This window comes from Yersinia nurmii (assembly GCF_001112925.1).
Lineage (GTDB): Bacteria > Pseudomonadota > Gammaproteobacteria > Enterobacterales > Enterobacteriaceae > Yersinia > Yersinia nurmii.
On the sequence record NZ_CPYD01000010.1, the window covers coordinates 65,300 to 83,017 of the forward strand.

Below are 17,718 nucleotides of genomic sequence, written 5' to 3' on the forward strand. Positions count from 1 at the left end.
CGTCGTTGAGATCCGTTAGAATTATCGGTTCGAATGGCATTCCGCCATCAACGACTCAACCTAAGACATCAAAAAAATGTTTGAAATTAATCCGGTAAAAAACCGTATCCAGGATCTGTCCGAACGGACCGCCGTTATCAGGGGGTATCTTTGACTATGATGCGAAGAAAGAGCGACTGGAAGAAGTAAACGCCGAGCTGGAACAGCCTGACGTATGGAATGAACCCGAGCGCGCGCAAGCCTTGGGTAAAGAACGTTCCGCATTAGAAGAGATCGTCACCACTATTGACCAATTGGCTCAAGGTTTGGAAGACGTTTCTGGTTTGCTGGAACTGGCTATTGAAGCCGACGATGAAGAGACTTTCGACGAAGCCGTTGCCGAGTTGGAAATCCTTGATGGAAAACTGGGCCAGTTGGAGTTCCGCCGTATGTTCTCCGGCGAATACGACAGCGCCAACTGCTATCTCGATCTGCAAGCCGGTTCAGGCGGCACCGAGGCGCAGGACTGGGCGAGCATGTTGCTGCGTATGTATCTGCGTTGGGCTGAGGCCAAAGGCTTTAAAACCGAAATCATCGAAGAGTCTGACGGTGACGTCGCAGGTTTGAAATCTGCCACCATCAAGATCATCGGTGAATACGCGTTCGGCTGGTTGCGTACTGAAACCGGCGTACATCGCCTGGTGCGTAAGAGTCCGTTCGATTCCGGTGGCCGTCGCCACACATCTTTCAGCTCTGCCTTTGTCTACCCGGAAGTGGATGACGATATTGATATCGAAATTAACCCGGCAGATTTGCGTATTGATGTATACCGCGCTTCTGGTGCCGGTGGTCAGCACGTAAACAAAACTGAGTCTGCGGTACGTATTACCCACATTCCGACCAATATTGTGACTCAGTGCCAGAACGACCGTTCTCAGCATAAAAACAAAGATCAAGCCATGAAACAGTTGAAAGCCAAGCTGTATGAGTTTGAGATGCAAAAGAAAAATGCTGATAAACAGATGTTGGAAGACAACAAATCCGACATCGGTTGGGGCAGCCAAATCCGTTCTTATGTACTGGATGATTCCCGTATTAAGGATTTGCGCACCGGCGTTGAAACGCGTAATACGCAGGCCGTACTGGATGGCGACCTAGATAAATTCATTGAGGCAAGTTTGAAAGCCGGGTTATGAGGAACTGAAATGTCAGAGCAAAAACCACAAGTCGCTGAGCAAGTGCAAGAACTGAATAGTGAATTACAGGCGCGTCGTGAAAAATTGGCTGCATTACGTGAGAAGGGTATTGCTTTCCCGAACGATTTCCGTCGGGAGAACCTCTCAGATCAACTGCATGCTGCGTACGGTGATAAAGATAACGAAGAATTAGAAGCGCTGGGCGTAGAAGTGACCGTTGCTGGCCGCATGATGACGCGTCGCATCATGGGTAAAGCCTCTTTCGTTACCTTGCAGGACGTCGGCGGTCGTATTCAGCTGTACGTTTCCCGTGACGATTTGGCAGAAGGTGTTTACAACGAAGAGTTTAAAAAGTGGGATCTGGGGGATATCCTCGGTGCTCGCGGTAAGCTGTTCAAAACCAAAACTGGCGAACTGTCTATCCACTGTAGCGAACTGCGCTTGCTAACCAAAGCACTGCGTCCTTTGCCTGACAAATTCCACGGCCTGGCCGATCAGGAAACTCGCTATCGTCAGCGCTATCTGGATCTGATTGCTAACGATGAATCGCGTAATACTTTCAAAGTGCGTTCTCAGGTAATGTCCGGTATCCGCCAGTTCATGGTGGAAAAAGGCTTTATGGAAGTTGAAACGCCTATGATGCAAGTGATTCCTGGTGGCGCATCTGCTCGCCCGTTTATCACTCATCACAATGCGTTAGATATCGACATGTATCTGCGTATTGCACCTGAGTTGTATCTGAAACGTTTGGTTGTCGGTGGTTTTGAGCGCGTATTCGAAATTAACCGTAACTTCCGTAACGAAGGCGTTTCTCCGCGTCATAATCCTGAGTTCACCATGATGGAACTCTATATGGCGTATGCGGATTACAGAGATCTGATCGTGCTGACTGAAGAACTGTTCCGCACGCTGACCGAAACCATTCTGGGCAGCAGCGTCGTTAAATACGGTGAGCAGGAATTCGATTTTGGTAAACCATTTGCCAAACTGACCATGAAAGAAGCGATTTGCAAATATCGTCCTGAAACCAACGTTGCCGATCTGGACGACATGGATAAGGCCGTTGCTATCGCTGAGTCTTTGGGAATCAAAGTCGAGAAGAGCTGGGGCTTGGGGCGCGTTCAGTGTGAAATCTTCGAAGAAACCGCAGAGAGTCATCTGATTCAGCCAACCTTCATCACTGAATACCCGGCAGAAGTTTCGCCATTGGCTCGTCGTAATGATGATAATCCATTCATCACCGATCGTTTCGAATTCTTTATCGGCGGTCGTGAAATTGGTAATGGTTTCTCAGAGTTAAATGACGCGGAAGATCAGGCAGAGCGTTTTGCTGAGCAGGTTCGTGCCAAAGATGAAGGCGATGACGAAGCAATGTTCTACGACGAAGACTATGTCACTGCGTTGGAACACGGCTTGCCGCCAACCGCTGGTCTAGGCATTGGGATCGACCGTATGGTTATGCTGTTTACTAACAGCCACACCATTCGTGACGTGATTCTGTTCCCCGCGATGCGTCCGGTTAAGTAATCTCGAACTTTATCGATGAGGGCGCTTAGGCGCCCTTTTTTACAGCTATCAAATAAGCCAGTTAAGAAAATAACCGCGCTAACAGCTTAAAATTCCAGCAGTTAAAGCATATCTTCCCTTGCCCCTAAGGCATAACCGGTTATAATGCCACTCGCACACCGACGCGGGTGTAGTTCAATGGTAGAACGGCAGCTTCCCAAGCTGCATACGAGGGTTCGATTCCCTTCACCCGCTCCAAAACACTTCTCAGAATATGCCGTAGCCTCTAGTAAATCCATTAATATCAATGCATTAACCAGTTATTCGTGTCGTCGTATCTGCCGATGCTCAAAAATTCTGCCTGCAAAAACACATAGTTATCCGTATAGAAATTATCCACCTTCAAAATCTATACATACCATGCTTTATACACGTGGATCTGGATATGAACAGAACGAGCGCAAGATAACCCAGTGCTCGCCTAAAAACTTCTTCAGTATATAGCCCATAAATATTGCTATTCGGGAAAATGGCGATGACTGCTCAAATCAGCCTTCAAGCCCCCCGTTTGTACATAACAATCTAGAAATAATCTTAGTCAAGAGAGCGCTATAAATTTAAGAGGCTGCTGTTAAGCCTGGGCATAATACTTGCTCTAGGCATTGCATTAGCGTCTGACGACGACACATATATTTAAAGTTGAAAGCATAGTTTAGTTGGTGATGTACTTTGGATTTTGAAGAAAATTACTTTCCATTTTAATAGGGTTTCATAGCAAAGACCTCTATAAGGTAGACAGACCAAGCCAGTCATTTAACAAAATCAAATTATTCACCTAACGGATGAACATTTATTGACACTGGTTTAAGCATGTTAAATAGAATGCGATCCCTTAAATCCGAATACAGACACTGATCGGTGTATTTTCTTCGAACGACATCTAGGTATTTCCAGCATCAAATTATTTGATCCATTGAGAATTGTATAGCTTTATATTGTGTAGGTGAAAAGAGAATTCCATTCCATCTTCTTAACGACTAGCATAGCAATCAGCACCGTGTTCGCATTGGATACGGTCAATTGTCATTGTAAAACGAATTTAGAGTTGGATAAGCCTATTTTTAGTTTAAGTTGATTTTTATGACTCAGGATTGCTACCTCATCAATATTTTATTTAATCAGTTCATTAATTTTTTGAAATAACGTCTAGCATTTCTTAAAAATAACAGAGCATAGAGAAATAAATTTACTATTTTTCAAGTCTATGTTAAAAATAGAAATCCAATTAAATTAATAATATTATTTTTTCAATGCAGAATAATACTTTGTTAAACATGTACGCATGTTAAATGCAATTAATTAAATCTTTGTGTTAAAATAAATGCCATGGGGGTTAATTTGTGATCTTTGATTATTTATCCTGTATTCGTATTGTGTGTTAACTACAGTTGACTTGTTGCAATCTGGAATTTTTTAAATGAAAAATAACCACCAGGCATTTGGATATATTTCTGGCTGGTAAGTTTTACGATGTTAATTAAACTATTATTATTCTCACTATGGCAAATAAACTATATCTCCATGTAAATGATTACAGTTATTATTTTTTTGATAAATTATTAAATATATTTAATGGCATTGTGTTATAAATTTAAGTTTAACTGTTATATATAGGTTGCTTATTTCGATAAATTCCTCTTTTCAAATGCAGTAATTATCTGTACTTTTAACAGCAAGGCCTAAACCTTCTTAAAGATTAAATGTGATTATATGGGTGTGTATAATGATTAGTTAGTGTGATTCCGATGGCTAAAGGAAAATGTAATAATTTAACATTCAAATCTTTTGCACTTCGGATGGTGTTTTTCTTTCGTTTATTCAATATGTTATGTTTGCAGGTGTCTATGTGAAAGATTGCTTTTGAAAACATAACATATAAAAATATATCTTTTTATATAATTTGATTTGATTTATTCAACGGATGATAACAATAATTATTACTGTACTTATTATTTATTGATAATTATGAATTTACGTATTTTTTATCTTTATTATTTTACTTGGGGAGTTATCTATGTATGTTAATACTGTGTCAGTAGTTACTGAGAGTAAGTTTATCGATATCAACGGAAAAGGCATCATTGACTATGGTTCAGAGGTCTCAGTTGATTGTTGCATGAATAAAATCCACTTTCATAACAGAAAGCTAACTATCAACATAAATGAAAAGCAAAAACGCTTAGTTATGTGCTTATTCAATGATGTTAATAGAAAACAAGATATTATAAAAGTTGTCTGGTATGAAAACCATAAGGGTATTTCAGATAATAATTACCATCAACTAATTCACAAATTTAGAACCTTACTGTCTGAATTTGAGATTCCGGCCGATATCATTAAAACCATCAATAGATACGGCTTACGCCTTGATACAAGTCTGTTGTGTGCTACAGGAAACAATCATTGTGATGATCGTTTTTACGGCTATTGTTAATATCAAGTTGGTAGTTAGATAAGTGCTAAAAATAATTATCACTTATCAGCTATGCGTAAGCAACAACCTTTTAATAAAAATAGGTGGTAAATGCTTAAAATTATTAAATTAAGTAATGCCACCATTTTGTTACATAGTTTTCATAAGTTATCGATTTTTGTCCCAGTGGTTTTTTGTATATATAATGCGTTTTCATTAATTAGTGATTTTTATGACGGAAGTTATGCTAAGAGTGATGTCGTTCTTTTCTATATAAATGATGAAAGAAAGGTTAAGTTAGATCAGAAGATATCGTCGGATAAGATTAATTACGGCATAGATAAAGTAAAATCCATTAGCATATTTGGCGAAAAAGAAAAAGATGTTTCTACAAACACAAAAAAGTTAGATGATATTGATGTTGAAAATATGACTCGTGATGATTTTTTACGCATTAAAAAATACTATGGGGATTCTCGCTTGACAGGAACAATAACCAGTTCTCATTCATCATCATCTATGGCTATAGTTTCAAACAATCAAATAAATAGAACGTATTTTAAAAATGATTTTCTTAATGATGGCGAGACTAAGATTTTAAAAATAATTAAAGATGGGGTTGTGGTTAGTAAAAATAATGAATTGTTCATGATGATTTTAAGAGATGGAATTATGCAATAGAATTATAATCTCATAATTTTTTAGGGGTAAGCAATGCCACTCTCTATTATAAAATCTATTTATGTTGAAAATGACAAGCGTCCGTTTTTGTTGTTTTTAAATATTCTTTTAAATATAAAAAATAAACTGTGTTTGTCGGTTGCCATCATAACTGTACAGTTATGTTCGGTCGGTACATATGCAAATGATTACTCTGTAAGGTTAGAAGATGCTGATATCAGAGAGTTCGTAAATTCGGCCAGTAGGATATTAAATAAAACCATAATAATGGACCCAAAGGTAAAAGGGACAATTTCAATTCGTAGTTACGAAAAAATGGATGAAGATAAATACCAACAGTTTTTTCTTAACGTCCTTGACGTGTATGGTTTTACTGTAATTGAGATGCCGAATAATATATTGAAGGTGGTTCCTGCCAAAAGAGCAAAAGGCTCAGCATCACTAATCATTACACAGGATGATATACTTAATGGTGATGAACTTATTAATAAAATAGTGCCATTAAAGTATGTTTCAGCTAAGAATATAGCACCGTTATTACGACAATTAAATGACAACACAGATTCTGGCAGTATCGTACATTACGAACCGAATAACTCGTTGCTAATCACTGGAAGAGCCGCAGTGGTGAACAGATTAATATCTATTATTGATAAGTTTGATCGTGAAAGTGACTCAATAGCAGAAGTCCTTAAGCTGAAATATGCATCTGCGATGGATATCGCACGGACCGTCAATGAACTTTTAAGAGCAAGCACCTCGTCAAAGAAAGAAATGCCGCAGGTAGTCAAGCTTGTTGCTGATGAGAGAACTAATTCAATCCTGATAAATGGAGATGCTGGGGCTCGTAAAAATACGGTATCAATAATAAGGAAACTTGATCAGGAACAAACGGCTGATGGAAATACAAAAGTGATTTATTTGAAGTATGCCAAGGCTGAAAACTTACTAGATGTCTTAAATGGCGTAAGTACTAGCCTAAAAGATGATAAGAAAAAATCATCGCCCGCTTTTTCCTCAAATAGAAAGATCATGATTAAAGCTGACAATCAAACTAATGCATTGATTATCAGTGCTGCGCCTACGGTTATGTATGACTTAGAGCAGGTTATAAGTAAGTTGGATATTAGGCGTGCTCAGGTCCTGGTTGAAGCCATTATTGTAGAAGCCCAGGATGGCGAAGGCATGAACCTTGGTATTCAATGGGCAAACAGTTACGGTGGCGGGGTTAGTTTGCTTGACTCTGGAAGAACTGCCAGTGGTGCTCAAGATAATATGAGTGCCGTGGTAAATGGTATGAGCGGGCTGGTGACAGGATTTTATCGTGGCAATTGGTCGGGTTTATTCACCGCTCTGGCTACAAACTCAAGTAATGATATTCTGGCTACGCCCAGCATTGTAACGCTGGATAATATGGATGCTGAATTTAGCGTCGGTCAAGAAGTGCCTGTTCTATCATCACAGCAAACGACACCCACAGATAAGGTTTATAACACGATATCTCGTCAGTCAGTTGGTATTATTTTAAAGGTAAAACCACAAATAAATAAAGGGGATACGGTATTACTGGAGATCCGTCAGGAGGTATCAAGTGTGGCGGAGAACTCTAGTGCAGATAAAGATAATATAGGTTCGACGTTCAATAAAAGAATCGTCAATAATGCCGTGCTGGTTAAAAGTGGGGATACAGTCGTTGTGGGTGGCTTATTAGATAAGAAAATTACGAATGTTATAAACAAAGTTCCTATACTTGGCGATATTCCTATTATTGGTGCATTATTCAGACAAAATAAAGATAGGGTAGAAAAGAGAAATCTAATCCTGTTCATTAAGCCTACAATCATAAGGGAAGCTGATGATTATTTATATGAGACATCAGATAAGTTCAGGGCGTTCAATGAAAAAAATGAAAATAGTAGAAGCTTATTGGTTAATTCAGAAGTTAAGGTGAATGAATATAGTAATAAGGGTAGGCTGTCTACTATTAATAATAAGAAGGTAATTAATCTAATAAGTAGAGATATTAACGCTTTTTATGGCGGAAGGGGGGGGGGCATTGTCGACAACCATAATTAATAAACCTATGCCATTTAGTTGGGCAAGAAAATATGGCGTATTACTTATCCCTATGGAATATGGTTGTCATTTAATTTGCCGTTGTTCTGCGTCGTTTAACGATTTAGTCGAAGGGCAGAGAGTTGCTTCTGGAAAGGTCGCGCTTGCCTTGGTTACTGATGAGGAGTTTGAATCCAGGTTGGTCGATTTCTACCAGAATGATGCCCAGCAAGCCCACCAAATAATGACGGATATCGGTAATGAATTAGCTCTTAGCACTCTCATAGAACAATTGCCAAAAGATGATGACTTACTTGATGCGACCGACGATGCGCCAATTATTCGCCTTATAAATGCTGTTTTGTCTGAAGCTGTGAAGCAAGCGGCGTCCGATATTCATATCGAACCCTTCGAGCAAAAATTGCTAATAAGATTCCGAATTGATGGCATGCTAACTCAAATTCTTGAACCACCGGTGGAACTAACGGCCTTACTCGTGTCCCGAATAAAAGTCATGGCCAGGCTAGATATTGCGGAAAAAAGAGTGCCGCAGGATGGGAGAATTGCGGTAAGGGTCGGTGGGCGAGCGTTAGATGTCAGGGTGTCAACTTTACCATCTAGCCACGGTGAGCGTGTTGTACTGAGAATTCTGGATAAAAGTAGTGTGAAGTTAGATCTTAAGGCGCTTGGTGTGGAGGGTAGTAATTATAAGTTGATAAGAAAGTTATTGCAGCAACCCCATGGAATGATATTGGTGGTAGGACCAACGGGTTCAGGTAAAAGTACGACGCTTTATGCTGCGTTAATGGAGATTGACAGTAGCGTTCGTAATATTATGACAATAGAAGACCCGATCGAATTTGATCTTAATGGTATCGCGCAAACGCAAGTTAGTCCTAAAGTAGATATGAGCTTCGCTAAAGGATTACGTGCTATTTTACGGCAGGATCCTGATGTAATTCTTATTGGCGAAATACGAGACACAGAAACGGCTAAAATAGCGACTCAGGCATCATTAACCGGCCACTTAGTCCTCTCAACATTACACACCAATACGGCCACTGGCGCAGTAACTCGATTGCAAGATATGGGGATCGAAACCTTTATGCTGGCAAGCTCTTTACTGGCGGTCATTTCTCAACGTTTGGTACGCAAACTTTGTGTTTACTGTCGTAGTCCTCACCAATTTCAATTTTCTGATGTGTATGAGGAAAATAGTGGCCTAATTTCTGGTTTTAAAGCCGTTGGGTGTGAACAGTGTAGTTTTATTGGTTATAGAGGTAGAACGGCTATTCATGAGTTACTTATTGTGGATGAGAACGTAAGGAATTGTATTTATCAACGAGGTAGTGAGATTGAGTTAGAAAAGCTCGCAAGAAAAATGACTGTGGGAATAAAGAATAGTGGGATAGTTAAAATAACACAAGGGATGACTACATTAGAGGAAGTGATTCGAGTCACTCGGGAGAATATTGATGATCATATTTAAATATTCTGCCATAAATAAGAATGGTTCCAGATGCAAGGGGAAGGTTGAGGCGGACAGTATTCGGGTGGCTAGGGAGTTAGTACGTGCTCGTGGATTAACACTCTTAAATATAAGAAAAGTTAATGCTATAAACTGGTACGGAAGAATTAAAAAAACAATTAATAAAAGAGAACTTCTTGTTTTAACGAGGCAACTTGCCATTTTAACTTCGGCATCTATTCCTGTTGATGAGGCATTATTAGCCTTGTCGCAGCAAACGGAACGAAAATCAGTATCTATCACTTTAGAAAAGATAAGAAATAATATTATCTCTGGTTACTCGTTGTCTGACTCTTTGGAGTCATTTCCTCGAGATTTTAACGTGTTGTACCGTGCATTGATAAAATCTGGTGAATCATCTGGAAAATTAGACCTTATTCTCAAACGGTTAGCGGATAATATCGAGAAATCACACCTTAAGAAAAATAAATTCATTCAGGCATTAGTCTATCCAGTGATACTTATATTAGTGTCTTTTGCTGTTATTTCTGTCTTACTCACGGCGGTAATTCCTGAGGTAATAGAGCAGTTTGTTTTTATGAAACAGAATCTTCCTATGTCAACAAGAGTTTTAATGTCGGTAAGTGACTTTATGAATAGCTATTTTTCATTATTAATTATGTCGACAATCATTATTTTAATAATAAATTATCTTGGAATGAGGAAGTTGAAGTATAAATCCTATGTTCATGGGAAATTACTTAACGTTGTAGTTATAGGAAAAGTGATTAAAAAAATACATGCTTCACGCTATATAAGAATGCTGGCTATACTGTGCTCCAGTGGAATTCCTCTGATGCAGTCAATGAAAATCGGTTTGACAGTTTTAACTAACGAGTCAATTAAACTAGAAATGAAGCAGGGAGTATCGTTGGTAGAAAAAGGAGCAAGCCTTTCGGCTGCATTGAGCCATACCAATATTTTTCCTCCATTAGCCAGGCATATGATCTATTCAGGAGAAAAAAGTGGTGATTTAAATGTCATGTTAGAAAAAACGGCAGATATTATAGACGAGGAATTTGAGCGAGTCATTGAGATCTCAATGAGCATATTTGAACCGGCACTTATTATTATAATGGCTTCATTGATATTATTTATTGTTTTATCTGTTTTACAGCCAATATTGTTACTTAACAATATGGCTTAATTTATTTTTTGGGGCGTTAAAAAATCATGTACAAAAAAAATAGGTATTGCAAAGGATTTACCTTACTAGAGGTTATGATCGTTATCGTCATTTTGGGTTTGCTGGCGAGTTTAACGATACCTAATCTCATGGGAAACAAAAATAAGGCTGATATACAAAAAGTTATTACTGATATTGCTACGTTTGAAAATGCTTTAGATATGTATAGGCTGGATAATGGTTTATTCCCTTCTGAGGAACAAGGGATTAAGTCATTAGTGGAAATGCCGCTAGAAGAGCCTTTACCCAAGAATTTTCGGTCTAATGGTTATTTACGTAGGTTGCCGAAAGATCCATGGGGCAATAGTTATATAATAAGAAATCCCGGTTTTTATAACAGCATAGATGTTTTCTCTAAAGGTCCTGATGGTGAGGTCGGAACTAGCGATGATATAGGTAATTGGATAAATGAGCATGCAGATAGCGGAAAACAAAGCTAGGTTTTATGGTTTTACATTGCTAGAAATAATGTTGGTTATTTTTATTTTATCCTCCATGTCAGTAATCGCTATTTTTAGTATTAATAATGATAAAGAAAATACAATTACTGAGGCTGAGTATTTATATAATACTATAAATAGGATTAAAAAAATAGGTGGCTATGAGCAAACTGTGTACATTATTAAAATAAATTTGAATGGATGGGCGATAGAAAAACTATGTTTAAAAGAATGCAGAGGGGACAATAAGATAACAAAGGGTAAGTTTTGGCCAGATAAACACTGGGAGCAGGTATATTATGGAAGGAAAGCATTAAAAAGAGATTTTGGAAATTCAGTGTTAGATCTGAAAGTAGTGTTAACTGGATATGATGAATGGGAAGATGCAGACTCAGATCATCGTTTTTTTTATTTTATCCTTTACCCATTATTACCAAAATCAAGTTTATCAATAAGTTTGCATGATAAATATGGAGTTAATGTAATTGATTATAATAACGACTCTTTAAATATAAGAAGAATATGATCATATCAAATGTAATAATCAAGAAAAATAAAGGGATGACCTTGCTTGAAGTTATGTTTTCGTTAATTATATTTTCTACAACAGGTCTGGCTATCCTTCAATTTATGACACAAAGCATTTACTTAAGTAACCAAGCTAAGATTGATGTATTTTCTATTTTAATAGCAGAAAATAAATTAAATGAAATTATACTTAATCGCAATCTCCCTAGTAATAGCTGGATCTCAGGTCATGAATATATGATTGGGAAAATATGGCATTGGCGTGCCAGAAGTGAAGATATTGAATATCTTGGTCTGATGTTAATAGACATCGAAGTGACAGCTGAAAATAATATGGGAACTCCCTTATGTTTCAAATATTACAGGGCGATAAACTGATTCATAAATATAATGATGGATTCACATTTATAGAAGTGATTTTGGCAATCAGCATATTCTCACTATTGAGTCTTGCCATGTACCAAGTATTGCAAGTGACATTGAGAACGACGTCAAATGTGATAAGTCATTTAGATGAACTTGATAATATAATAAATTCTATTTATATCATAGAGAGTGATATCACTCATGCGATAGTAAGACCGCCAAAAGAGATCACTAATGATGGTCCTTTAGATTTCTTTGTTGGTAATTCAGAGGGAGTATCCGATAGTATTGAAATAGTAAGGAATAATAAATTTAATGTAAATAGTGTAGGCTATTACTATCAGTTGGAGAAAGTAGGATACAAGATTAATAATAATAATCTAGAGCGGATTCGCGCAATTAATGTTGATGATGGGTTATTTTATCCTCAGATGTCCGGTGAAATAATAAAAGAACGAATATTGACCGGAGTGAAAAGTATAAGATTTAGGTTTTTCTCAAACGGAAAATGGCTAGATTATTGGAATGAATTTAGTAAACACCCGAGAGCAATTGAAATTATTTTAGACTTGGACAGGTATGGTGAAATTAATAAAATAATCATGATGAATGGTAGTGATTAAATGTTAATTAATAAACAATCTGGTGTTGCACTGATTTTTGTATTAATCATAATTTCACTTATGAGCTCAGCAATGATGAAGGTGAATGATGTTTGGAGTGGTTTTTTTTACTTCCACAAAAGAGTGTTGGAAATAAATAAAGAAAAGGAAGAGCTGTTAAGTGTGCAAGGCATTGCTATGAAAAAAATAAATAGGAGTGTTGAGAGTAGTGAAATATTGGTTTCTAATGAAAAGATAATAGTGGGTGGCACTGCATTAAATTTATCAATTGTTTCTCTTACAGAGTGTTTTAATATAAACGCATTTTATACTTTGAGATACAAAACTAAGAGAGCTAGGAAAGCGTTAGACTATATAGCTAAAGAATTTGGCGTTGACAAAGATATTTTGAAAGAAAATTCAACATACCTTATAGATACTATGAACCAAAATAATCTGGCACAGAAAATTAAAGGTTTTGATAAAAATAGTCTCTGTTATTTGCCCGATGACAGAGTTCATATAAATATAAACTCCATAAATGAGGGGCATGCTGATCTTATATTTATATTGTTACTCTCAAGGGTGCCAAAAGATAAAATAATTAACGTAATAAAAAGTAAACCAGCCGGAGGATGGATAGTGGTGGATGAATTTTTAAATCTGTTATTATCTAGAGTTAACTCTACTATCAGAAATGAGTTATCTTCATATTTCCGTGATATGTTATCAATAGAACATAAATATCTAATGTCTATTATTAAACTAGATGATGACGCAGGAAGTTACAAGTTAATTACAATGTATAAGATTCAAGATGGTCGAGCTAGGCCAATCCAACACAGATATGAATTAAGGGGGTGGGATGCTTAAGCGAATTGAAAGTTGATATTATTTGCGTGAATTATTAAATGATGTTACTGATTTTGTTTATTTACAGAATTATTACTTTTCTAAAGTATAAGTTTTTCTGTTTGCAATGATTAATTATTATTTGTGATGTTACGTTTATAAATTGTAGGCAATATTATTTCTTATTTCTCTCAAAGGTAAGTATAAAAGATAGCCGACGCTAAAGCTGTCAGCTATCTCGATTAGTTGGGTCTAAATTTAAAGCTCTGTTCTAAAGGTAAAACCTACTTTTTCTTTAACGATAGCTGAAGGTTGCGAGATAACTTCGGAGATTAGCGCTCTTGCTCCTTTTTGCTTAAGATGTTTGGCCAAAACGCGGATGCCAGCGGTACCTGCGCCTCGAATGGCTCCATTTGCTGTAGGCGTCAGGACATAGGCTGGGTTGGTCGCTGATGCTATCAATTCTACATCTTGTTCACTGCGAAAACTGTCTGCCAGCACAATTGTGACTATCTCACCTCTTAATCTTACGATTATATATATTTCACCCTGGCGTCTGGATTCAAGCCTACGAGCCATTATTCCTGTCACAATATGACCTACATTTGAGAGTTTCCCACGTTCGGCCTGCTCGTCTTCAGATACATCTTGAGGAATAGGACTTGTTTGATAGAGTTCACCCCATTGGGATACGGTGTTCATAATCAGTGCTCGCGATTCTTCAGTATTACTATTTAATCTCTCTGAAAGAGAGGCGGACCTGGGTGATTCTTCAACTATCTCTACTTCAAATTGTAATTCTGGGTGTTCAACCCATGAACTGTTTTCGCGGATTCTTGGTATTGTTTCTTCATATTCGTAGCTACTTAACGGTAGTTCATAAATACCTAGCGGGAGAAGTTGAGCAGCCCTTGGATTCACTTCTTCAATGATACTAGTATTGCTAGTTAAGTAATTGATATAACCAAGTTGTGCGTAATCAAATGCCGTTTTTAAATGAGCTACCGTGTTGTTGTGCCCAGCTTTAGCTATTTGCTCCTGCACGCTTTGAACTAAACGCTTTTCTGTCTCTTTATCATCAGGAAAGAATCCGGTGATGCCCATTTTTATTATATTATCAATCACATTACCGAAAGATTCTGGATTCCAGGTTGTAACACTTCCCCCGAAGAGTAATGTAAAATCAGTCATGACTTCTAGTGTCCAATTAATACATGCGGGGCGGATCTGACGTAGTGTTCTTTCTAATAACAGTGGATATATTGAAACTTTGCAGGCTTTAGCCGTCGCAGGCAAAGTGAGTGATTGATTATTTTTAGTGCTGTCTAAATGCGTTAATGTCAGGCTATTTGCATCCTTTATTGGTTTTTCATCATGATAGTTAACTGCTGGAGGTAAAGGACGGGCACTACCTGAAATTTGTAGCGTCTTGCTTTTATCTCCTTTATCGAAGTATTCCTTTATATTATAAACGATACCGCTTATTTGGTTGCAGCGACCCTGAACGATATAGTTATAAATATTTAAGAATGGAATAGTCCAGCATAGTATAGTATTAAGTCCATCTCGCTTAGTCCATAATTGTCCACTGTCAGCTGTCAGAACAACTTTTTCAATTTCCACCGGGCTATTTGCCTTGTTTTCTATAATAATAGATGCTCCTGCTATGTCTTCAGATTCTGAACTCCATTTATAGGATATCAATGGGGAAGCACCAAGAAAAACTGTATTTAATGACTCTATATATTGAACTTGTACGGTATCACGTTTGAATTGGTATATTATCGATATTTTGTTTGCTTTAGAGGATATCTCAAACGGATAATTAAATATATCGTCTTTGTCTTTTATCAATACACTGTCTTCTTTTTTGTCTATCTTAGGCCCATTGGTTAATGTTATTTCGAAGTCATCTTTGAACTTGCTGATGTCAAAGACAAGTAAGACCTGTTTATTTGGTAGTCTACTATCGTTCCAGTAAGAACCAAAAGAACGTGGTATGTTAAATTCAGCGCGCTTCCACACTATGCAGTTATAGTCACAAGTTAATAAATCGTTTTCATATACTTTTATACTACTTATCTGGCTTTGTAGACCAATTTTTTCTAAATCAGTATAGTCTGTATTTTCTATTAATTGGAAATAAGGTGCTTTAAATCCGTCATTTTTATATACCTCGACTTTTATTCCTTTCGGTATTCTTATTGATTCTATAGCGTCATTATTCAAAGGTAGTCTATCTTTCCCATTATTTCTTAGTTTTATGTTTTCTGTATATAAGTCAACATTTTCCCCCGGAGAAATACACATGGAATCGCCAGTAAAGTGAATGAAATTATAAATGCAAGCGGCAATATCTATTTTAAATGAACTGATGGAGTCGTGTAAGTTTAGTGATTTTAGTTCATCTATATTGGTATCTTGTGTCAACGTTTGTTCTTTGCCTGAAAAACTGGAGTCTTGGTAAATTGTAACTTTCATACCTTTAGGTATTTTTATTGATGATATTTGGTCGTTAAATATATCTGATAATTCTTTTTCCATTTCTCCTTGATAGGCACATATTGACTCTCCGTTAAAGTTATCATTCTTATAAAAACATATTTCTGGTTCTATTCCTAATGCATAGAATGGCATTATTGAAAGTATTGCTATCGATTTTATTTTATTCACTTACAACCTCGCTTCGTTGTTAATATATCTGATCCTTTGTTTTAAGTTATACATCAGGTGGATTGTTTTTTTATTTCTATAATTTATTATAAGGGTTTTGTAAACTATAATCTATGTCAATATATATATTGATCTGTTTGTTTTTTTTATGTTAAAAAGAGATTCTTGTGGGAATCGCTGACGTTTTTGTGTGATATATGATGTAAAATCTATTTTTCGGATTTCTATATTGAATTTTGCTCTTATGTGGTGTTTTATAGTTTATTGATTTAATGTTAGAACATTGATGGCTTTAGAATTTATGTATTTATTTCAATGCGATACTGAAACTTCTATTGCTATGGGACAGATCTAGGCAGGCCTACAAAGCGGTATGGATATTGGAACGGAGGACTAGGACTAATGGATAGGATTTTTATTGGAGATATCACTTTTACCCCTAAGATCCGAGCGGTTGAACACGATGGGAATGAGGTAAAACTTAGAAATAAAGAGTCTGAAGTTCTTGCTCTATTGTGTGATAATTATCCAGACCCTGTATCTCGTGAGCAAATAGAAAAGACAATCTGGACTGATAGCTATGTCACGGACAATACCCTAACACAAACTATCAGTAACCTGCGCAATGCGCTAAATGATAAAAAACATGAATTAATTATTACTATACCAAAAAAAGGATACTGTTTAGGCTTAGAGCCTAAATGGATCTTTTATAAAGATGATGAAAGTGAATTAAACCCCACTGCGGCTGATGTAATTAAAGATGACACCCAATTGATTTCTCGTGATGTAAGAAAACCCTTCCAGTTAACACAGTTATTACTTGTTATACTTTCTTTTAGCGCGGCTTTTTATTTTTCATTTTTTTTCTTCTTTAATGAATACCAAATTAATATCTTCAAGGTGAAGTATCAGGATTTGCCGATACTTATTAATTTGGATGAAAAGAAAGACGCAGATTTTTTAAAGCTTTATCGTAAGCATCCTAACCTTATGTTGAAAAAAAACAGTGACGGAAGCTATAACGTTTGTGGGCGAGTGGACAGTGAGTTTTTATGTACAAGAAAATAATTGGGTTTTGTGTTCTATCTGCATTTTTGGGGGGGGTTATTGGTAGTAGCTTTGGTTTCCTGTATGCCTACTTCAATCCCATGAGCGAAATAGAGGGCTATTGGGAAGTAAACCAGTTAATTAAAACACCAGTAGACCAGTACCATCTTAATTCCAGAGTTACCATTTTGGGACGTGAAATTGCTACCTCTGCCGATCTTTATGATGATCATGCAAACTTTAAAGTTAATCGGGAAATGTTGTTTAGAGTTTTAGACATCAAGATGAATATCTTTAATGGAAAAGTTGTCACTATGGTTCCTGAACGGAGCAATGATGAAGAGCTAAATAATTTACTCACCGCGCCTTATGTCATAAGTTACCCTATGTTTTTCTTATTAGATTGTAATACGGTTATTATGGAGCAATCCCAAGGCCATCCTTTGGGGACGGCAAGACTATTGAAACGTGTTAATAATATTAGCTGCAAAAATCCCTGACTCCCGCTTTTATATTATAGGGTTCATAGGTTTCTTGTATGTAATTGGCGGTGTTAAATGGTGGGTTATGGAAGGGTTCTGGTAAAAAACGATATACGTTTTA

15 protein-coding genes and 1 tRNA gene are annotated in these 17,718 nt (G+C 36.9%); 15 read left to right on the forward strand and 1 reads right to left on the reverse strand.

All coding sequences use genetic code 11. From position 1 onward, the window contains the following. Positions 1-76: 76 nt before the first annotated feature. The 13 genes from prfB (at position 77) to AD970_RS13105 (ending at position 13,413) form a co-directional block, all read left to right on the forward strand. Positions 77-1,175, forward strand: a protein-coding gene (gene prfB / locus AD970_RS13045) for a peptide chain release factor 2 (protein WP_120806859.1) whose coding sequence is annotated in 2 segments (ribosomal slippage) — positions 77-151 and positions 153-1,175 — 1,098 coding nt in all. Because the reading frame shifts where the segments join, the coding sequence is not laid out codon by codon here. Between the two features lie 9 nt (positions 1,176-1,184). After that, positions 1,185-2,702, forward strand: coding sequence for a lysine--tRNA ligase (gene lysS / locus AD970_RS13050; protein ID WP_049599764.1), 1,518 nt, complete (start codon positions 1,185-1,187; stop codon positions 2,700-2,702). 163 nt (positions 2,703-2,865) lie between these two features. Beyond that, positions 2,866-2,939 (forward strand) — tRNA-Gly (locus AD970_RS13055). A gap of 1,816 nt (positions 2,940-4,755) precedes the next feature. Further along, positions 4,756-5,175 (forward strand): winged helix-turn-helix domain-containing protein, encoded by a 420-nt coding sequence (locus AD970_RS13060; RefSeq protein WP_049599767.1) that lies wholly within the window; start codon positions 4,756-4,758, stop codon positions 5,173-5,175. A 90-nt stretch (positions 5,176-5,265) separates the two neighbouring features. Further along, a complete protein-coding gene (locus AD970_RS13065; RefSeq protein ID WP_049599768.1) occupies positions 5,266-5,835 on the forward strand; it encodes a hypothetical protein in 570 nt (189 codons plus the stop codon). Between the two features lie 33 nt (positions 5,836-5,868). Next, positions 5,869-7,911, forward strand: a complete 2,043-nt coding sequence (gspD, locus tag AD970_RS13070; protein WP_053215274.1) for a type II secretion system secretin GspD — start codon at positions 5,869-5,871, stop codon at positions 7,909-7,911. Continuing rightward, positions 7,871-9,379 carry a type II secretion system ATPase GspE gene (gene gspE / locus AD970_RS13075; protein ID WP_049599771.1) on the forward strand — a complete coding sequence of 503 codons (1,509 nt, stop codon included), beginning with the start codon at positions 7,871-7,873 and terminating at the stop codon, positions 9,377-9,379. The genes gspD and gspE overlap by 41 nt, the downstream gene beginning before the upstream one ends. Continuing rightward, positions 9,366-10,565 carry a type II secretion system F family protein gene (locus tag AD970_RS13080; RefSeq protein WP_049599774.1) on the forward strand — a complete coding sequence of 400 codons (1,200 nt, stop codon included), beginning with the start codon at positions 9,366-9,368 and terminating at the stop codon, positions 10,563-10,565. Before gspE ends, AD970_RS13080 begins: the two co-directional genes overlap by 14 nt. Positions 10,566-10,591: 26 nt before the next feature. Further along, positions 10,592-11,044, forward strand: a complete 453-nt coding sequence (gspG, locus tag AD970_RS13085; RefSeq protein ID WP_049599778.1) for a type II secretion system major pseudopilin GspG — start codon at positions 10,592-10,594, stop codon at positions 11,042-11,044. Next, complete coding sequence (locus AD970_RS13090; protein ID WP_084728157.1) at positions 11,013-11,570, forward strand: pilus assembly FimT family protein; 558 nt, start codon at positions 11,013-11,015, stop codon at positions 11,568-11,570. Before gspG ends, AD970_RS13090 begins: the two co-directional genes overlap by 32 nt. Next, the gene (gene gspI / locus AD970_RS13095; RefSeq protein WP_049599784.1) at positions 11,567-11,950 is read left to right on the forward strand and encodes a type II secretion system minor pseudopilin GspI; all 384 of its coding nucleotides are present in this window, start codon (positions 11,567-11,569) and stop codon (positions 11,948-11,950) included. Before AD970_RS13090 ends, gspI begins: the two co-directional genes overlap by 4 nt. Next, a complete protein-coding gene (gene gspJ, locus AD970_RS13100) occupies positions 11,920-12,561 on the forward strand; it encodes a type II secretion system minor pseudopilin GspJ (protein WP_049599786.1) in 642 nt (213 codons plus the stop codon). The genes gspI and gspJ overlap by 31 nt, the downstream gene beginning before the upstream one ends. Continuing rightward, complete coding sequence (locus tag AD970_RS13105; protein ID WP_049599789.1) at positions 12,562-13,413, forward strand: hypothetical protein; 852 nt, start codon at positions 12,562-12,564, stop codon at positions 13,411-13,413. A gap of 237 nt (positions 13,414-13,650) precedes the next feature. On the opposite strand, the gene AD970_RS13110 is transcribed toward AD970_RS13105, so the two are convergent. After that, entirely contained in the window at positions 13,651-16,065 is a 2,415-nt protein-coding gene (locus AD970_RS13110) for a beta/gamma crystallin domain-containing protein (protein WP_049599792.1), read from the reverse strand. Between the two features lie 402 nt (positions 16,066-16,467). Here AD970_RS13110 and AD970_RS13115 point away from each other — a divergent pair, with 402 nt between their 5' ends. Together AD970_RS13115 and AD970_RS13120 are read left to right on the forward strand one after the other, a co-directional pair. Next, a complete protein-coding gene (locus tag AD970_RS13115) occupies positions 16,468-17,136 on the forward strand; it encodes a winged helix-turn-helix domain-containing protein (RefSeq protein WP_049599794.1) in 669 nt (222 codons plus the stop codon). Next, positions 17,121-17,615 (forward strand): hypothetical protein, encoded by a 495-nt coding sequence (locus tag AD970_RS13120; RefSeq protein WP_049599796.1) that lies wholly within the window; start codon positions 17,121-17,123, stop codon positions 17,613-17,615. Before AD970_RS13115 ends, AD970_RS13120 begins: the two co-directional genes overlap by 16 nt. Positions 17,616-17,718 lie beyond the last annotated feature (103 nt).